Source organism: Corynebacterium aurimucosum ATCC 700975 (assembly GCF_000022905.1).
GTDB lineage: Bacteria > Actinomycetota > Actinomycetes > Mycobacteriales > Mycobacteriaceae > Corynebacterium > Corynebacterium aurimucosum_F.
In genome coordinates this window covers 2,029,000-2,046,449 of sequence record NC_012590.1, presented here as the reverse complement: position 1 = coordinate 2,046,449, position 17,450 = coordinate 2,029,000, and the positions used below count along the sequence as shown (strand labels likewise).

Sequence of the window (17,450 nt, the reverse complement as noted above, 5' to 3'; positions counted from 1 at the left end):
ATGTCGTGGCTGGATTGAGCCGCATGCTCTAAACCTGTGGAAGGCAGAGCCCAACTGGCTTTCTTACCTAGCTTGGTGCTCCGGCTGGGTTACTCAGCATTGAATGAGTAGCTGCCGGTGAGCTGGTTGTGGATTGTCACCGAGTAGTTCTGGCCGTTGGCGTTGGCACCTTCGATCAGCATGGCGAGCTCTTGGGTGTTGTAATAGCGGCTTAAACCCACGTACAGGATGAGCAGGAGGAAACCGCCCACGACTGCAATAGCGGGGACAATCTTCCACGCACTTACTGGGTTGGTCACGAAAAGCCCTTTCCTGGGTAAGAATGTTTCCTGCAGCTACAAACACGATAACAAGCGGGGCAGCGCGTCTTGTCCCTTAAAGGGCTGTGGGTGCACCCACAGCATGGGGCCAGTGGAGGCGTTTACCGATATCCGCGTCAACCATCTTCCAATCGTTGGGTGCGCTGTCCCTAGGATCGCCGAGTTCCCCGTCAGTCTGGCCTCGGTTGGCGGGGCTCGTTCTTTAAGAGCTAAAGAGCCCGTTGCTCCCGCTGTGTCTTGCGGCATGTAAACCGTGGTCCGGGATCCCCGAGTTCCCCGCGCACCTTGTTACGGTCCGCAGGTGGTGCTGTCCTGAAGGATCGCCGGTGTGCCCATCAACGTTTCTGTGGTTGACGGGTGGCGGTGTTGTCGCTGGTGGTGGGCCGTTTTCCTTTCTGCTGTTGCTGTGTTTGCTGGTTGTGGGTGTTAGCTGCTGTCGGGTGGTGGGTCTGGTGGCTGGGCTGTTTCCCGCTCAGCGTTGAGTCTGGCTAGTGCTTCTTGGTATTCCGGCATTGCGGTAATCGGTGCACCCCAGGGTGGGATGAAGTCCACCCCTGTATTAAGTCGGTACATGTAGCCACGCCCGGTAGGCCTTTGTGGGTCATCATCATTGATCCCGTTGTGGTAGGCGCACAAGAAGGTCAGGTTGTTGATGTTGGTGTAGCCACCTGCCTGCCAGGGGATAAGGTGATGGACTTGGCAGTAATCAGCTGGCTTATTACACCCAGGACGTGAGCAGGTGTGGGATTCGGCATGCAGGCTAAGGCGTTGGTTGAGGTTTGCTCCACGTGATAGGCGCCAGGTGTTGATGGGCCCGTCGAGGGGGTGGACGAGGGTGGCGTAGCCTATTTCGGCGAACTTGTGGGTTAAGAATTCTGTGCCTGTCATGCGGCCACCGTTGGTGAGGTTGAGTTCTATCTCATCACCCTCGCCGTTGATGATCTGGTCTAGCTCGTTGAGGGTGACGATGACTTGGGTGCGCACCGCTGGTTTAGAACCACCTGATTGTGTGAAGAAGATGTCGTTGGCGGCCTTTAGGAGGTCGGTGTTGTTGGTGGATTCGAGTACACCGCGCATGTTGGCAATCGTGGTGGCGTCATCGGTTATGGAGAGTGTGTTGGGGCCTTGCGTGCGGTAGGTGATGCGTACACCGGGTTTGGCGTGGCGTTTGGAACGCAGTTCTTTCAGTCGTGCGGTGGCAACGGCCTGGATGCGGTGTGCGGGGGTGGCGGCGAGTTTTGCTCGGAGGTTCCAGGCGTCGAGGGTTTTCTTAACCTTTGAAACGTAGGTTTCGATGAGTGTGAGGGTGCCCAGGCTGTGGCGTTGTTTGAGCGCTGCGGTACGGGCTTTGCGTTGTTTGCCGCTAAAGCGGGTCGGCCCGAAATACACCTGATGTAGGTGTGAAAGCTCGGCGGCATCGGAGGCATCTGCGCCGAGCGCGCGGAGCTCATCGGGTGTGCCAGGTATATGTTCCACCAGCGCGATCCCCGAGTTGCGTAGGTGGATGTAGGTTTCGATATCCCCCATGGGCACAGAGACTAAAACAGGTCTATGTACCCCGCAACCGGAAGAAGAAACCCCCAGCTCAGCTGGTGTGGGGAGACGCCGTTAGTAGAGCGCGGGTTTAATCGCATCCCATGCCGGCTGCAATTGCTTGCCAAACATCACCCAGTCGTGCACCCCGGTGTCGAGGTAGTCGGTGGTGTGGGGGAGGGACGCGTCGTCAAGCGCGGCGGAAAACTCCTCCGTGCAACGCTTTGAGCCGGCCTCCAACAAGGTTCCGCCAATGCGATCGTCGAGGGACTTATTGGCGTAGGCCGCCATTTCCTCATCCGACCACGCCCCCGACGCAGCGGAGAGATACAGCGCAGTACCACGCAACCCCGCCGGGTTCGCCGCGACGTCATTGCGCACCCAGTCCGGCGAGCCGTGCGGGCCCCACATGTTCCGCGGGTTGCCACCGAGGCTGCCCACCGTTAGGTCGACCGTTCCCTGGCCCACCGTGCTCGTCGTGGAATAGCAACCGGAAATACCCGCCACCGCGTCGAAGAATCCCGGGTGGTTGTTGGCCATCATGACCGCACCGGACGCGCCCATCGACAAACCGATGATCCCGCGCTTGCCGTTGTGGTTCAGCTCCGCCTCAACCACCGGCGCGAGCTCCTGCGTGACGAAGGTGTTCCATTTGTGGCGGCCCAGCTTGGGGTCGTCCTGATTCCAGTCCGTCCACATGGAACCGGCGCCCTGGGAGGGGATGACGATGCTGGCGTCGGAGTCCCCGAAGACGCGCTTCAGATGCCCCTTGGTGATCCAGTTGGAGGTTTCCGGGGAGTCGACACCTTCCAAGAAATACACCACTGGGCCGCCATTGCCGACGACGACGTCGACGGGGATCTCCCGCCCCATGGAGGGCGAGGCGACCATCCACTTCTCACGGCCGGGCTCATCAGTCGGCGTGCGGGAGACAACGGACGCTGTGCTTATCGACGCATCCACCGGGTACGGATAGCCCTCCTGTTTCGATGTGAACAGATCCGTGAGAAGGTGCGAGGAGGAACCCATAGCGTTGATGATGCTGAACGTTGCGTCCACGCCCCAGCGAGAGGATTGCTCATCGCGGCTGGATTCCTGGTAAGCAGGGGCAGAAGACATGAGAAGTGCGCTGCTCAAAAGCGCAGAGAGAAGCTTCATAGACCGTTACTTTAATACAGTTTCCGGTATGCTCGGCGCACATGCTCGGAAAGGATGACACCATGAAGATGGCCCCGCGCCACCGTCAGCAACTGCCACCGCTTCCGATGGTTTCCGCCAAGCTCGGAGAGCGGTTGGCCAGCCAGGTGTTCGTGGAGGAAGGCCGGGAGCTGCTTCCGGAGTTGCAGGCGTTCCGTCGCGATATGCACCAGAACCCGGAGGTCGGGCTGCACCTGCCGCGCACGCAGGAGAAGGTGCTCGAAGCTCTTAAAGGCTTGCCGCTGGAGATTCAACTGGGACGCGATCTCAGCTCGGTCGTCGCGGTGCTGCGCGGCGGCAAGCGCGGTGAGCGCCCGGTGTCGGTGCTGCTGCGCGCCGATATGGACGCCCTCCCGGTGCGCGAGCAGACAGGCAGCCCCTTCGCCTCGACGAATAGCAACATGCACGCCTGCGGCCATGACCTGCACACCGCCGCACTCATCGGCGCAGTAAAAATGCTGTGCCGCCACCGCGAGGAGCTGTTGGGCGATGTCACCTTCATGTTCCAGCCGGGCGAGGAGGGCCCGGGTGGTGCGCAGCCGATGATTGATGAGGGCGTGCTCGATGCTGCTGGCCGCCGCCCCATTGCCGCCTACGGTCTGCACGTCGGACCGCAGGATCGGGGCACTTTCCACCACATCGCGGGCCCGATGATGGCTTCTTCTTCTAACTTGGGCATCACCGTCTATGGCAAGGGCGGGCATGGCTCGCGCCCACACGATGCGATCGATCCAGTTGCGGCTTTGGCGGAGATCCAGGTGGCGCTGCAGGTGGCGCTGACCCGGCGTTTCGATGCGAACTCGCCGATTGTTATCACGGTGACCAACCTGCGCGCGGGCGACGGCGCGGTCAACGTCATCCCAGATAAGGCGGAGTTGGGGGCGACGGTGCGCGTGCTTCGCGACGAACACATCGACGCCGTCCGCCAAATGATCATCGAGGTCTCGAGCTCCGTGGCGGCCTCGCACCGCTGCACCGCGAAGGTGGACTTCGAGGTTTTGTATTCGGCGACAAAGACCTCAGCGCGCGAAGACCAGTTCGCGGCGTCGTTGTGGGCGGGTATGTTCGGCGCGGAAAACGTGCTGACCATGGACACCCCGATGATGGCCTCGGAAGATTTCGGCGCGGTGTTATCCCAGGTTCCGGGCACGTTCATGTGGTTCGGTACGGGAGATCCGCACACCCCGGAGCACATGCGCGAGTGGAACCACTCGCCGCAGGTGCGCTTCGATGATTCCGTTCTGGGAGACCAAGCCGCAGCCCTGGCGGCGGTGGCTTTTGAGCGCCTCGCTGCCGAGGACGCCCACCCCTCGCCGGCTACGAAGGCTATGCGCGCGCCGGTGCAGGATGCGCAGCCGCCTTCTTCCGCAGCGCAATAGTGCCCCAGATGGTGGCTACCCACTCGGCGAGCACGACGACCATGCCGACGAGGAGGGGCCAGATGGCGTCGTCGAGCGCAGTGCTTAACGACGGGAAGAGGTTCTTCGTGGCGTGCACCGCAATGGCGATAATGAGCCAGCGCACCGGCTGCTTCTGGGATAGGCCATAGGCGCTAAGCCCGGCGAACAGCGAGTGGGAGAGCGGGTTGGACGCTAGGCGGATGACCACCGCCCCGATTGCGCCAGCGGTATCCGAGTCGAGGTTGTCCGCCGTCATGCGCGCGAAGGCGGTGGCGTCCTCACCCACAGTGAAGCCGATCCCCACGGCCACGCCCACGAAGACGTAGTCGAGCCAACTGTGGGGCCGGATGACGCAGGTGCAGATAAGCAACACACCGAGGAACTTGAGCACTTCCTCGGTAAACGGCGCGAACCCGGCAGCTCCGAGCCAGTCCAGGCCCGCGCGGGCGAGGAGGTGGGTCATGTTCGTGTTGAGTTCCACCGCGAGCCCGGAGACCGCAAAGCCCCACACCACGCCGTGCGCAATTCCTGGGCGGCGGCGCAGGAAGAACAGTGTGAGGCAGACAAGTACGGCGGCGAAGATCACGGCGGCCAGAGCACTTGCGGGCAGGAAGGGCTCGCCCGCGTAGTGGAAGGCGGTGACGGCCAGCGCGCCGAGGGTCAGCAGGTAGTACAGGTACTTCATGCGTCCTCCGGCTGCACGCGGTCAGCGAAGTCACTTGCCTTCGGTCCGTAGATGTGGAGGAAGGAGATGGTGTTGTTGTGCCGCTGAGACAGCGTGATGCCGTCGCCGTCGGAGACGCGGTAGAGCTCGGCAGCCTGGGTGGTGATGGGGGCGTCGGTCAGCGCGCGCGTCCAGGTAAAGGAGCGGTGCTGGCGCGGCAGGTAGGTCTCGACCTCGCGGGAGGAGCTGCCCTCCTCAGAAATGATGGTCGCGCTACCGCAGTTCCAGGTCTGCGAGGAGGCGTACGGATCCTCCGGGCATTCAAGCCCCGGGATACCGCGCACGGGGGTGGTGTCGGGACTGGGGTCGGGGAGGAGGGCGTCGGCAAGCGGTACTGCGGCGAGGACGCCGATGCAGGAATAAATCAGTGTGTTTTTCATGCCTTCGACCCTAGGAGCTGCGATTTTGCGCCGGTATCCTCCGCAGGGAGGATTTTGCGGAGTTTCACAATGCTGACAATCGTGGCGACCCACAGGCCGATGAGGATGAGGAAGGTGGGGAAGATGGGCCATAGGGCGTCCTCAAACGCGGTAGAGATAGACGCGCCGAAATTAGCCGTGAAGTGCACCGCCATGGCGATAAGCAGCCAACGCACCGGTTGCCGGCGGGATAGTCCAAAGGCTGTGATACCGGTGAAAAAGGAGTGCATGAGTGGGTTCGCGATGAATCGGGTAAGGAGCGCTAGTAGCGTTCCCTTGAGATCAGAATCCAGGTTCTCCAGCGTCATGTTGACGTAGTAGACGGCGTTCTCGCTCACGCTAAAGCCCATGCCCACGGCCACACCGACGAAGACGTAGTCTGCCCAGTGGCGGGGCCGGATGACGCAGGTGCAAATGAAGATGACGCCGAGGAATTTAAGGACTTCCTCGTTAAGCGGGGCGATTCCAGCGATGACCAGCCAGTCCGGGGCCGTACGGATGAGGAGGTGGTTCATGTGCTCGTTGAGCTGGCCGGCGACAGTGGAGACCGCAATACCCCACACCACCCCGTGCGCAATGCCGGGGTGCTTGCGCAGAATCAGCAGCGTGAGGACTAGTGCAACAGCGGCGTAGGCCACCGCAGCGAGCGCACTTGTGGGCACGAAAGCGCCGTGGGAGAAATCATAAGCGACGTACACCAGCCCGGCGGCGGTGAGCAGTTCGTACAAAGTCTGTGTTCTTCTCATGCGGTTTAGGCTATGAACCGCGCCTGGGGTGCCGGTATCCTCCGCAGGGAGGATTTTCCGGAACGCAGGGAGAACTATCGTGGCAACCATGACGAGAAAGACGCGACCACTGTGGATCACGGTGCTGCTCATTCTGCTCTGCGTGGTGGCGGATTTGGCGGCATGGATCCCCCATATCGAAAACTTCGAGGGGACGGATCAGGAAGCCCTTGTTTTGGGCTTGATGGGTCTATTTAGCTTCGCCACGTGGATTCTGCTCCCCTTCGCCCTGCACCACTCACGGCGGGAGCGCAACATCCACGAGGAGTACCCCGGCCACCCGGTGGTGCTGGTTGCGGCTCTGCTCGTCCTGGTACTAGGCGGGCTTCGCCCACTGTCGCTGTCAGTGCTGGTGGTGTTGATTTCAATCATCTCGCGCGGCCGATTGCGGTGGTCCCTGGCGGGGACGGCGGTGTTCGTGGCCTCGTGTGTGACCGTTATCTCTGTGCCTTACATTCGGATGAACATCTTCGACCCCTTTGGTTACGTGTTCTATGGAAGCCTCTTTCTTATCGTTGCCTGGATTACGGGTTCGGTGCGCGCGCAGCGCCGCCAGCGCGAGGTCACGCTGGTGAGCCTGGCGGAGCTCAACGAGGATCAGCTGCGCTCGCGCGAGGAGCGCGCCCGCCTGGAGGAACGCAACCGCATTGCCCGCGATATCCACGATTCCCTCTCGCACCGGCTCAGCCTTATTTCCGTGTACGCGGGAGGCTTGAGCTACCGCAAGGACGCCGACCCGGAGCGGGTCGCCGAGGCGGCAGACACCATCCAATCGGAGGCCAAGGCCGCCGTGGAGGACCTGCGCGGGGTGATCAAGGCGCTGCGCGTGGATGACCGCGTGGATCCGCGCGCGAGCATCGAGGAGCACATTGAGCGCGCACGCGCGGCGGGCACGAAAGTGCGCTATAAGAAGGGGGATGTGCACGAGCGCGTCGACAAGCTAGGCACCATGGCCGCCCACACGCTGGGCCGCGCCGTGCAGGAGGGGCTGACCAACGCGCGCAAGTACGCGCCGGGGAAGAAGGTGACGCTCACCGTGGAGAACGAGGAGGATAAGGTGCGGGTGACCATGCAGAACAAGAAGGTAGCGGACCCGCCAGAGTCCGGTGGCGGCAACGGCCTGCTGGGGCTGGAGGAACGCGCCCGGCTGGCGGGAGGTACTTTCACAGTGCTTGACGACGCCTCCACCTTCACCTGGGTCCTCGAACTACCGGAGGAGGCACGCGCGTAATGATTTCAGTGGTATTGGTCGATGACGAGCAGGCGCTGCGCCGCGGCATCCGATTCATCTTGGAGGGCGCAGCGGATATCGAGGTAGTGGCCGAGGCCAGCAATGGGCGCGAGGGCGTGGCCCGTGTACTGGACCTGCAGCCGGACGTGGTCCTCATGGATATCCGCATGCCCGTGATGGACGGCATCGAGGCGGCTGGGAAACTGCGCGCGAGCGCGCCAGATATCCCGGTGGTCATGCTTACCGCCTTCGATACGGATGAGTTCATCGTGGATGCGCTGCATGCGGGCGCTATGGGCTTTCTGCTGAAGACCATCGAGCCGGAAGGGCTGGTCTTGGCGGTGCGGGCCGCGGCTACCGGGCAGCAGCTGCTGAGCCCGAAGGCCCTGAAGAACTTGTTGGCGCTCAAGCGCCCCGAGCCCGCGCCGGCAGAACCAGAGGCGCTTGAGGCCCGCCCGCTGGAGGGCTTAAGCCAGCGCGAGAACGAGGTAGCGCAGCTGGTGGCCCAGGGCCTAGACAACCAGGAAATCGCGGGGCAGCTCTACGTGTCAGTTACGACGGTGAAAACCCACATCAAGCACATCCTGGACAAGCTGGGCGGCACCAACCGGGTGCACATCGCGATTGCGGTGTTGGAAGCGCGCTAGCGCCGGCGGATAAACGCGGAGGCGAGGCCGAGCAGCGCGATGACGATCACGATGATGGACGCCGCCGGCCAGTACTGGGGGTAGTACTTCAGCGCGTAGCCGAAGACCTGGCTGTCGTTGAATTGGCGGGCAAGTGCAAGGGGCATCCACCACAGCTTTGTGAGAGTGAGGACCGCGCCGAGCAGGCCAGCGATGATGCGGCGGCTGCCGCGCAGGAAGAAGCTGCCTGCTACGAGGAGCATGCCGGCGATGGTAAGAGCGAATAGCAAGGGAGTTACCGCAGCGAATGGGGAGCCGTTGATGAGGAACTCGTGGTCAATTTCGTGCTGCTCGATGAGGGTATAGCCGTAAAGGACGACGTCGTCCGGGAGCCCCATTTACTTCTCCTTCTGCTCAGTGTTCGGGTCGTAGCCGTCGGCCCAGGTATCGGTGTCGAAATCGTAGTCGACGTTCTCGCCCTTTTCATCGGTGCGCTGGTACCAGTCCGTGTAACGGTGCGCTGAAGAGTCGAAGTCGGAGCCGGCACCGCGGCCCTCGTCGGCGTGCTCGACGGTGAGCTCGAAGTCATCGCCGTGCTCCTCGATGCCGCGCACGACGGCATTTTCCACCGCGGCGCGCGCGTAGGCGCGGCGGATGAACATCGGGTCGGAGCGCAGGTCCTTTATGAAGGCCACCATCATGACTAGCAGCACGATGCAGAAGGGCAGCGCGGACAGGATGGTGAGGTTCTGCAGGCCGGTGAGCACGTCCTCGCCGCCGGTCAGCAGCATGACGACGGCAATGCCCATCATGCACAGGCCCCAGAAGATGACGATGAACTTGTTGGGGGCGGGGTCTCCCTTGGAGGACATGGTTCCCATGATGACCGACGCAGAGTCGGCTGAGGTGATGAAGAAGACCGCTAAGACCACGATCAGGATGAAGGGCGTGATGCTGCTCAGCGGCAGGTTATCGAACATGGCAAAGAGCACCTGCTCGCCGGAGGCGGAGCCGTCAAAGTTGGGCAAGTTCTCGCGCTGGAAGGTGATGGCCGTGCCGCCGAAGATGGTGAAGGCCAAAATGAGGATGAGGGAGGGAGCAAAGACGGTGACTGCCGTGAATTCACGCAGCGTGCGGCCGCGGGAGATGCGGGCGACGAACATGCCGACGAAGGGCGTCCACGCGATCCACCATGCCCAGTAGAAGGCGGTCCAGTAGGACTGGAATTCGACGGTCTCATCGCCCCAGGACAAGCCCTTGGCCATCATGGGCAAAAGCTGGTCGATGTAGGTGACGATGCCTGACGGTATGAGATTGAGCAGGAGCAAGGTCGGGCCGGCAAGGAACACGAAGAAGACGAGGGCCAGCGTCAGCGTAATATTGAAATTGGACAGGTAGCGCACGCCGCGGGACACGCCAGAGACCGCCGAGACGATGAAACCGCACCCCAGCACGGCGATGATCACGATGAGCACGGTGTTCGTCATCGGGCCGGCGCCGCGGATGATGGACACTCCTTGGCCAATCTGGATGGCGGAAAGCCCCAGCGTGGCGGCGGTGCCGAAGAGGGTGGCGACGAGAGCGAGGACGTCGATAAGCTTGCCCAGCGGGCCGTCGGTGTCGCGGGAGCCAAACAGCGGCTTGAAAATCGAGGACACGAGCGGGACGCGACCGCGGCGGTAGGAGGAATAGGCGATGGCGCCGCCGACGAGGGCGTACGCCGCCCAGGGAGAGATTCCCCAGTGGTAGTGCGCCTGAGCCATGGATTGGTGGAGGGCTTCGACGGTGTTGCCATCGACGGTGTGGGGCGGCGGGGTGATGTAATGCGACAGCGGCTCTGACGGGCCGTAGAAGAAAATACCGACGCCGATGCCGGCGCCGAACATCATGGCCACCCAGCTGAACCAGCCTAACTCAGGTTCCTCGTCATCCGTACCGAGCTTGATGCGGCCCAGGCGGGAGCAACCGATGTAGAGCATGGTGGCAACGGCCATTATCATGGTGATGTTGAGCAGCCACCCGGCGTTGGTGATGGCCCAGGAAAAAGCGGTGGAGGACGCCGCCGAGACGGATTCTGGCGAGCTAATGCCCCACACGATGAAGGCTACGACGAAGGTAGCGGTGCTGAAAAAGGTGATTTTGTCGAGGGCGAAAGCGTTGCGTTGGTCCTCCACGCCGATGCCGGGGACCAAGCCCGGGTGCATGTCGTGGGGATAGATGCCTACTGGGGGACCGGTGGCTTGTCGAGAGTTCATGGTGACCATTATCGCAGGTGCGCCAAATGACAGTGGTGTGAGCTAGGATGAAGGAACCTATTTCTGCGTCGATTGGAATGCCATGTCGCTGCCTAATTTTGATGAGAATGTCCGTGAGCTGGAGGAAGCCTTCGCTCTCTTCGAGCTCGTGGAGGAACACGTACTCGACCCGAACCTGCTGTTCTCGGTGAGATAACTCGCGTCTTTAGTGCACCCGCGAACATCCCACGGAGGCGTGCACTATGAGGTTAAGACCGCATCTCGGCCGCGGTGATTTTCTCAATGAGCGTATCCAACTCCGCGCGGCTGGGCTGCGTGAGCGGGTTGACCACGCAGAAATCCAGCAGGAAGTAGCCGGCGGTTTGCAAAGCTGTGTGGCGCTCCCAGAACTGGCTGATATCGGAGTGGTTGGTGGCCAGCGATTGGATGCTGCGGCGCTCCGAAAGCAGCTCGTAGTGTAGGTCGCGGCGCTGTGCCAGCGCTTCCTCCGGGGTCTTAATCAACAGCGCGCCCAGCAGGGCGGCCATTGCCTCGAAGCAACGGGTTTGCAGGCGGTAGTGGTTGGTCTGCTGGGCACGCGGCTTCCACAGCCACAAGAAAAGCATCGCCACGACCACCGACAGCCCAATCTCCGCCATACGCGAGCCGATGGTGTGGGCCATGTGCTCCGAGGAATTGCCCATGAGCAAAGCGAGCGGCGTGGAGAAGATGACGCACAGCGCGTAGTTCTTCACCACCAGAATCTCCGCGCAGAACTGGCAGAAGGCCAACGCGAGCACCAACCCCCAGCCGTGTGGGCTGAAAGAGGCAATGAGCGCAAAGACGCACACGCCCAGAACTGAGCCCAGCATGCGCTGCACGCCGCGAATCGTTCCCGGCACCCGGTCCGGCCCCCACTGCAAGAGCAGGAGCACCGAGACCGCGCCCCAGTCCGGGCGGTTGAGCCCCAGCGCCATGCCAATGAACGCGGTGGCCAGGCCGCCAAAGGCGATCTTCTCCGCCGTCACCACCGCGTGGGAATTGCCCACCGCGGCCCGGTAGAAGCGGTAGCGCATCGTCGGCTTGGTATGCGGGATGCTGGTGCGGTCCGGGTCCACGTAAGTGGGGGAATCAGAGAGCTCATCCGAGTTGCCGCCGACCTGCTTGTGGTGCGCCACGATGCGCTGCTGCGCGGCCAGCGCGCGGTGCACCAGTTCCGCTTGGGCGGGGTGGCGGATGCGGCCGCCGCGGATGACGCCGGCGTCGGCAAGCGCTTGCCAGGCGGTGGAAATCGCGGACTGCGCCTGGTGGTGGCGAGCCAGGAAATCGCTATCGGAGTTCACGAAGGCCTCGGCGGCCCTCTCCAACGCGGCCACCGCGCGGGTCTCCGGGCCGTGCGGATCCCGGAAACGTGGCAGCATGCCCAGCACGTAGCCCGCCGCCACGCCGGCCAGGCTCCACGCGGCCACTTCCCACGGCGAGACCCCGCGCAGCATAGTGGAACCACCGGCCACCATCACGATGAAGAAGGAACCCGGCGGCGGCAGCCGCAGCGCATTCTGCACGAAGGCGCCGATGGTTGCCAACATCACCGTAAACACCGCGGACAGCGCCAGGCCATGCACGCCGACGAGAGAGCCGGCCGTGGCCGCCAGCGTGAGCAGCCCGCCGGCGGTGAGGATCACGCGGCGCCGCGTGCGGTAGGGGTGCCCCTCGCCGTAGATAACGGAAAACGCGCCCGCCGAAACGAGCAGCACCGCATCCGGGTGGCCCGTTAAAACAGCAATCCCGCCGGGGATAATGATCGCCAACGCCGCGCGCAGGGCACCGGGCCAGCGGCGCGCGGAGGTGTTGAAGGCGGTAAAGAGCTGAAGGGCGTTAGGACGTTGCGGCAGAGGGTGTTCCATATCGGGAGAACACCTTACTCGCTTCGCCGTGCTCGACCAGTCGGCCGTCCTGCAGGACCGCCACCGTGGGGCATAAGTGGCGCACGACGTCGATGTCGTGGGAGACGAAAACCAGCGTCATGTCCTTCGTCACGCGCTGCAATAACTCGAGGACCTGGGCCCGCGAGGTGGCATCCAGTGCCGAGACGGCCTCGTCCGCCAGTAGGATCTCCGGCTTGCCCACCACGGCGCGCGCCAGCGAAATACGTTGGCGCTGCCCGCCGGAGAAGTCCCGGGGATAGCGCTCGAAGCCCTCGATGCCGACCTCCCGGAGCACCGCCTCGGCTTCTTCACGCGTCCCGCCGCCCTCGGCCACGATCTTCCAGATTGGCATGCGCGGGTTGAGCGAGCCCTTAGGGTCCTGGAAGACCATGTGCACGCGCTTCTTCACCGCCACCGTCCCCGAGGTCGGCTCCGCCAAACCGGTGAGCAGCTTGAGCAGCGTGGATTTGCCGGAGCCGGAGCCACCGACGATGCCGAGGCGCTCGCCCTCGCGGACGGTGAGGGAGACGTCGTCCAGCGCGGTCACCCCGCAGTAAGTCTTGGTCACGTTCTTGAGCGTGATGACGGGCTCGCCCAGGGTGGGCATGGGAGGCGGGGTGAGGTTGGGGGTGGTGACCTCGCCGATGCGCACGACGCGGTCGCACACGCGCTTGACGACGTCCTGGTCATGGCTAATAAACAACAGCGCCGTGTCTTCGCTGTCCGCGGCATCCACGATGGTGGAGAGGATTTCCTCCTGGGTGAAGGGATCCAGGGCGGTGGTCGGCTCATCGCAGATGAGGAGCTTGGGGTGGCGGGCCATGGCCATCTCGATGAGCGCGCGCTGGCGCTGCCCGCCGGAGAGCTGGTGCGGGAAGCGGTTGAAGCCGGGTACCTTCATCAACGGGTCGAGCGCGGTCATAGGTTCTTGGAAGACCATGGCCAGCGGCAGCTTGCGCAGGTCGCGGTCGCGCATGCCCAGCAGCTCCTGGCCGTTGAACTGAATGGAGCCGGTGGCCTGCAGGTGATCAGGCAAAAGCCCCATGATGGCCAGGGCGGTCAGGGACTTGCCGCTGCCGGAATCGCCGATGAGGCCGACGCGCTCGCCGGGTGCGATGGAAAAGGAGAGGGGGCCGACGGGGCCCACGCGCAGATCAGTGACGGTCAGCATGGCTTCCTAGCAGGTTGAATCCGAGGACGGTGCCGGCGATGGCCAGCCCGGGCCACAGCGCCTGGAGGGGGTGGGTGGCCAGGAGGGGTTGGGCGTCGTGCAGCATGCGGCCCCAGGAGGCGGTCGGCGGGGCGGTACCCAGGCCGAGGTAGGAGAGGCCGGCTTCGGCGAGGACGGCCAGCGCAAAGTAGACGGAGGCCTGGATGGCCACGATGCCGCCGAGGTTGGGCAGCACGTGGCGCCACGCGATGAGCGCCGGCGGCACGCGCGAGATGCGGGCGGCGGCGATATAGTCCTGCGTCATGATTTGCAGCGTGCCCGAGCGCGTGACCCGGATAAAGGAGGGGATGCCGGCGATGCCGATGGCGATGGTCGCCGTGAGCGTCGACGAGCCCCACACCGCGCCGGCGACGATGGCCAGCAGGAGCGCGGGAAAGGCGAGGAGCAAGTCGGTGGCCGCCATGATGAAACCACCACCGCGCATCCCGGCGATAATACCCAGCGGTACCCCGATGAGGGCAGCGATGGCCACCGCCACAACGCCCACCAGCACGGTGATCTGGGCGCCGGCGAGGATGCGGGAGAAGGTATCGCGCCCGAAGCGGTCGGTGCCCATGAGGTGCTCCAGGCTGGGGCCGGCCAGGCGGTCTGGGGAGATGAGGTTGGGGTCATAGGGCGTCCACACCAGGGAGACCAGGGCGAGCAGGATGGTCAGGCCCACCAGGATATAGCCGGGTTTCATCGCGCCTCCTTCAGCCGAGGGTCGATGACCCGGTAGGCCAGGTCCGTGAGCAGGTTGACGGTCAGCGTGAAGGTCACGAAGACCATGATGAGGGTCTGGACGGTGGTGAGGTCGCGGGTGGAGACGGCGTCGAGAAGCAGCGAGCCCAGACCTGGAATGACGAAGACGTTCTCGATGACCACCGCGCCCACCACCAGGGTGCTCAGCTGCACGCCGGTGACGGTGAGCACCGGCAGCGCGGCGTTGCGCAGGCCGTGGCGGATCAGCGCCCCGGTGCGGGATTCACCCAGGGAGCGGGCGGTGCGGATATAGTCCTTGTCCATTTCCTCGCGGAGGGTGGCGCGCACGTAGCGGGTGAGCATCGCGCCTTGCACCAGCGCCAGCGAGATAACCGGCAGGATCAGGTGGCTCAAACCTTCGCGCGGTAGCTGCCAGCCGTTGGCCGGCAGCCAGCCCAGGTGCACGGAGAACACGGCGACCAGCAGGATACCGACCAGGAAGCTGGGCACCGCGATGCCCAGCTGCGTGGCGGCGTTGAGCACGGGCAGGCGAAAGCGGGCCAGCAGGATGCCCATGGGAATTGCCCCGGCTAGTGCTAGGGCGATGGCCAGCCCGATGAGCAGTAGCGTGACCTGCGCACGGTCAATCACCAGCGGGGTGATGTCCTGCTGCGAGGATAGGGAGATGCCGAAGTTGCCGGTCAACAGTCCTTTCATCCACTCCACGTATTGCACGAGGAGCGGGCGGTCCAGGCCCATGGAGTGTGTTAACTTCTCCACGGCTTCATCCGTGGCATTGACTCCCAAGGCCACGCGCGCCGGGTTGCCGGGCACGGCTCGCATGAGCAGGAAGATAATGATGGAGGCAGCCCACATGGTGCCGAGGAAGCGCAGTATTCTCATCGCACGCCTCGCAGCTCAATGGCATCGGTGATCTGATTCGGCTGCAGGCCGGTCAGGCCCTCGCGGTAGAGCACAATATTGGGCATGTTCATCAAGGTCAGGGCGGGCATATCTTCCATGATCTGGTCGACCGCACCTTTCATGTCATCCCGCTCCAACAGCGTGCGGGCCTGCGGCGAATCATAGCCGAGGTAATAGTCCGGGTTGCCAAAGATGGTGGGGATATCGCGCGGCTCGACGTGCGCGACGAGCGACATCTGATAGTCCTTTGCGCCCATGACCTGGCTCAGCCACACGGCGGGGAACTCAGCGGTTTCCAGCGTGACCTCAAAGCCCATCTCCTCCAGCTGGGAGTAGAGGAACTCGGAGAGCGTTTGCGCATAGGGCAGGCTCGGCACGGTGAGCGTGAGCGGCGTGCCCACCGCCCCGGCCTCCTCCATCAGCGCGCGGGCGCGCGCCGGGTCGTAAGGGTAGTAGTCCTTCCCGCTAAACCAGGGATCGGTCGGCGGGACGGGTGCGCCGCCCGTGTCCTTCGCTCGGCCCTCCCAGAGGATCTCGTTGGCGGCCTGGCGGTCGATGCCATAAGCCACGGCGCGGCGCACGCGGGGGTCGTCGAAAGGCGCTGCGTGGTTATTCATGGACAGCAGCACCTCGCCGTTCGTGGTGCCCACGGCGGTGTCGATGGAGTCACCTAGGGTGTCGAGCAGCTCGGGGTTCTGCACGCCCCACACCGCATCCACCCCGCCGGAGCGCAGGGCGTTAACCGCGGTGAGGGAATCCGGGAAGTAGCGGATGGTGATGTCTTCCTTCGCTGGGGTGCCCCAGTAGTCCGGGCGGGCGCGCAGCGCGATGTATTCGTTGGGGGAGAAGCCCGCGACGGCGAAGGGGCCGGTGCCCACCGCTTCGGTGGGGGTGCGCATCGCGCCAATGGCGGTGCCCATGGACCATAACCACCCGGCGGAGGGGCGGGAAAGCTCGACGACGAGCGTGTGATCATCCACGGCCGTGGCGGATTCCACCACGTCCATCTGGGCGCTAATGCCGTTCGTCCACTCCGTCTTCACCGCGTTGATGGACCACGCGGCGGTGTGCGCGGTGAAGGCCTCGCCGTTGGAGAAGGAAGCCTCACGCAGGTGGAAGGTATAGCGCGTGGACTCGACCTCCCAGGAATCGGCGAGGCCGGGGACAATCTCTCCCTCTGGGGAGATGCGCACCAAGGTCTCGTAGACGTTGCTCATGAGCGCTGCCGGGATGGCGGCGCCACCGACGGTGGTGAAATCCAGGGAGGTCGCCGGCGTCGTCGTGGCCAGCGTCAGCGCGGCGGAATCCGAGTCCACCACCGCCGTGGAGCCGGCAGAGCACGCGCTTAGCGACGCCCCCACGATCACCCCCAGTGCACCAATCCAGGCCTTCATCATCCTTCCGACAGCTTGACCTCGAGCGGGGACGTGGTGCCGCGCACGTTCGTCATGCCCAGCGTCATGCGGTCCCCGAGGTACAGGATTTTGGTGCACTCAACGGGATGCCCGGAGTGATCCGAGATGTCCAAGTGCAGGCGCCACAGCGGGGTGCCGGGCTCGACATTGAGGGAGCGCGCATCCTCCTCGCTGGCGGAGGCGAGGGAGAGCTCGCGGTTGACGTTGTCGAAGTCCACGCCTTGGCTACGCAGGTGATCGTGGATGGACTCATTGTCGGCATCGAAGCTGAGGATCTGGCTGCCCACCTCCAGTGGGAAGAACATGCGCTCGATGGCGATGGGCATGCCGTTGGCGCTGCGCACGCGGTGCACGAAGATTACGGGGGAGCCGGGCTCTACCCGCAGGAACTCGGCCTCCCTATCGGTAGCGGGGCAGCGGCCCAGCCACAGGGTGGAGGCGCCGGGCTCGAAGCCGCGCTCGCGCAGCCAGTGCGTCACGGAATAGATGGAGTCGAAGGACTCCGAGGTAAAACGGCCGAGGACAACGGAGCGGCGGCCGCGGCCGGAGGAGATTAGCCCTTCCGAGCGCAGCGCCGCGACGGCTTGGCGCACCGGGCCGCGAGAAGAGGAGAATTGCTCGCAGAGCTCAGCCTCGCTGGGCAGGAAATCACCAGGAGAAAGCTTCTTGCTGCGAATGAGGTTGCGCAGGTAATCAGCGATCATGCTGTGTTGCTGTGTACGGCGAAGGGCCACCGAAATTCTCCTCTATGTAGAACAACGCTGTGACGGGCAAAGATGTGCGTACGCGCGCCTGCGCGTAC

17 protein-coding genes are annotated in these 17,450 nt (G+C 63.8%); 3 read left to right on the top strand and 14 right to left on the bottom strand.

Translation table 11 applies throughout. From position 1 onward, the window contains the following. Window positions 1–89: 89 nt before the first annotated feature. The 3 genes from CAURI_RS09610 to CAURI_RS09600 all read right to left on the bottom strand — a co-directional run bounded on the left by CAURI_RS09610 (window position 90) and on the right by CAURI_RS09600 (window position 3,011). A complete protein-coding gene (locus CAURI_RS09610) occupies window positions 90–299 on the bottom strand; it encodes a hypothetical protein (protein WP_010190849.1) in 210 nt (69 codons plus the stop codon). Between the two features lie 447 nt (window positions 300–746). Continuing rightward, window positions 747–1,847: an HNH endonuclease signature motif containing protein gene (locus CAURI_RS09605; protein ID WP_012715202.1), complete on the bottom strand. Its 1,101-nt coding sequence runs from the start codon at window positions 1,845–1,847 to the stop codon at window positions 747–749. Between the two features lie 81 nt (window positions 1,848–1,928). After that, window positions 1,929–3,011 (bottom strand): alpha/beta hydrolase, encoded by a 1,083-nt coding sequence (locus tag CAURI_RS09600; RefSeq protein WP_010190839.1) that lies wholly within the window; start codon window positions 3,009–3,011, stop codon window positions 1,929–1,931. A gap of 62 nt (window positions 3,012–3,073) precedes the next feature. On the opposite strand from CAURI_RS09600, the gene CAURI_RS09595 reads away from it, so the two are divergent. Further along, window positions 3,074–4,429, top strand: coding sequence for a M20 metallopeptidase family protein (locus CAURI_RS09595; RefSeq protein ID WP_010190838.1), 1,356 nt, complete (start codon window positions 3,074–3,076; stop codon window positions 4,427–4,429). Here CAURI_RS09595 and CAURI_RS09590 read toward each other — a convergent pair. The 3 genes from CAURI_RS09590 to CAURI_RS09580 are packed head-to-tail and all read right to left on the bottom strand — an operon-like array spanning window position 4,377 to window position 6,339. Further along, window positions 4,377–5,135: a PrsW family glutamic-type intramembrane protease gene (locus CAURI_RS09590; RefSeq protein ID WP_010190837.1), complete on the bottom strand. Its 759-nt coding sequence runs from the start codon at window positions 5,133–5,135 to the stop codon at window positions 4,377–4,379. The two genes, CAURI_RS09595 and CAURI_RS09590, sit on opposite strands and share 53 nt — an antisense overlap. After that, on the bottom strand, window positions 5,132–5,554 hold the full coding sequence (locus tag CAURI_RS09585; RefSeq protein ID WP_010190836.1) for a hypothetical protein: 423 nt from the start codon (window positions 5,552–5,554) through the stop codon (window positions 5,132–5,134). Before CAURI_RS09585 ends, CAURI_RS09590 begins: the two co-directional genes overlap by 4 nt. After that, window positions 5,551–6,339 carry a PrsW family glutamic-type intramembrane protease gene (locus CAURI_RS09580; RefSeq protein ID WP_100067449.1) on the bottom strand — a complete coding sequence of 263 codons (789 nt, stop codon included), beginning with the start codon at window positions 6,337–6,339 and terminating at the stop codon, window positions 5,551–5,553. Before CAURI_RS09580 ends, CAURI_RS09585 begins: the two co-directional genes overlap by 4 nt. 88 nt (window positions 6,340–6,427) lie before the next feature. Here CAURI_RS09580 and CAURI_RS09575 point away from each other — a divergent pair, with 88 nt between their 5' ends. Then, on the top strand, window positions 6,428–7,609 hold the full coding sequence (locus tag CAURI_RS09575; RefSeq protein ID WP_100067448.1) for a sensor histidine kinase: 1,182 nt from the start codon (window positions 6,428–6,430) through the stop codon (window positions 7,607–7,609). Then, a complete protein-coding gene (locus CAURI_RS09570; protein WP_010190828.1) occupies window positions 7,609–8,256 on the top strand; it encodes a response regulator in 648 nt (215 codons plus the stop codon). The genes CAURI_RS09575 and CAURI_RS09570 overlap by 1 nt, the downstream gene beginning before the upstream one ends. Here CAURI_RS09570 and CAURI_RS09565 read toward each other — a convergent pair. From CAURI_RS09565 to CAURI_RS09530, 8 genes are all read right to left on the bottom strand, one after another. After that, window positions 8,253–8,633: a cell division FtsX domain-containing protein gene (locus CAURI_RS09565; RefSeq protein WP_010190826.1), complete on the bottom strand. Its 381-nt coding sequence runs from the start codon at window positions 8,631–8,633 to the stop codon at window positions 8,253–8,255. The genes CAURI_RS09570 and CAURI_RS09565 overlap by 4 nt on opposite strands. Then, a complete protein-coding gene (locus CAURI_RS09560) occupies window positions 8,634–10,499 on the bottom strand; it encodes a BCCT family transporter (RefSeq protein WP_012715199.1) in 1,866 nt (621 codons plus the stop codon). A gap of 239 nt (window positions 10,500–10,738) precedes the next feature. Further along, entirely contained in the window at window positions 10,739–12,376 is a 1,638-nt protein-coding gene (locus CAURI_RS09555) for an FUSC family protein (RefSeq protein WP_010190818.1), read from the bottom strand. Further along, the gene (locus tag CAURI_RS09550; protein WP_012715198.1) at window positions 12,348–13,568 is read right to left on the bottom strand and encodes an ABC transporter ATP-binding protein; all 1,221 of its coding nucleotides are present in this window, start codon (window positions 13,566–13,568) and stop codon (window positions 12,348–12,350) included. The genes CAURI_RS09555 and CAURI_RS09550 overlap by 29 nt, the downstream gene beginning before the upstream one ends. Continuing rightward, window positions 13,552–14,310 carry an ABC transporter permease gene (locus CAURI_RS09545; RefSeq protein ID WP_010190814.1) on the bottom strand — a complete coding sequence of 253 codons (759 nt, stop codon included), beginning with the start codon at window positions 14,308–14,310 and terminating at the stop codon, window positions 13,552–13,554. The genes CAURI_RS09550 and CAURI_RS09545 overlap by 17 nt, the downstream gene beginning before the upstream one ends. Beyond that, a complete protein-coding gene (locus CAURI_RS09540) occupies window positions 14,307–15,212 on the bottom strand; it encodes an ABC transporter permease (RefSeq protein ID WP_010190813.1) in 906 nt (301 codons plus the stop codon). Before CAURI_RS09540 ends, CAURI_RS09545 begins: the two co-directional genes overlap by 4 nt. Beyond that, entirely contained in the window at window positions 15,209–16,627 is a 1,419-nt protein-coding gene (locus tag CAURI_RS09535) for an ABC transporter substrate-binding protein (protein ID WP_010190808.1), read from the bottom strand. The genes CAURI_RS09540 and CAURI_RS09535 overlap by 4 nt, the downstream gene beginning before the upstream one ends. After that, window positions 16,627–17,382 (bottom strand): GntR family transcriptional regulator, encoded by a 756-nt coding sequence (locus CAURI_RS09530; RefSeq protein ID WP_010190803.1) that lies wholly within the window; start codon window positions 17,380–17,382, stop codon window positions 16,627–16,629. The genes CAURI_RS09535 and CAURI_RS09530 overlap by 1 nt, the downstream gene beginning before the upstream one ends. Window positions 17,383–17,450: the final 68 nt, after the last annotated feature.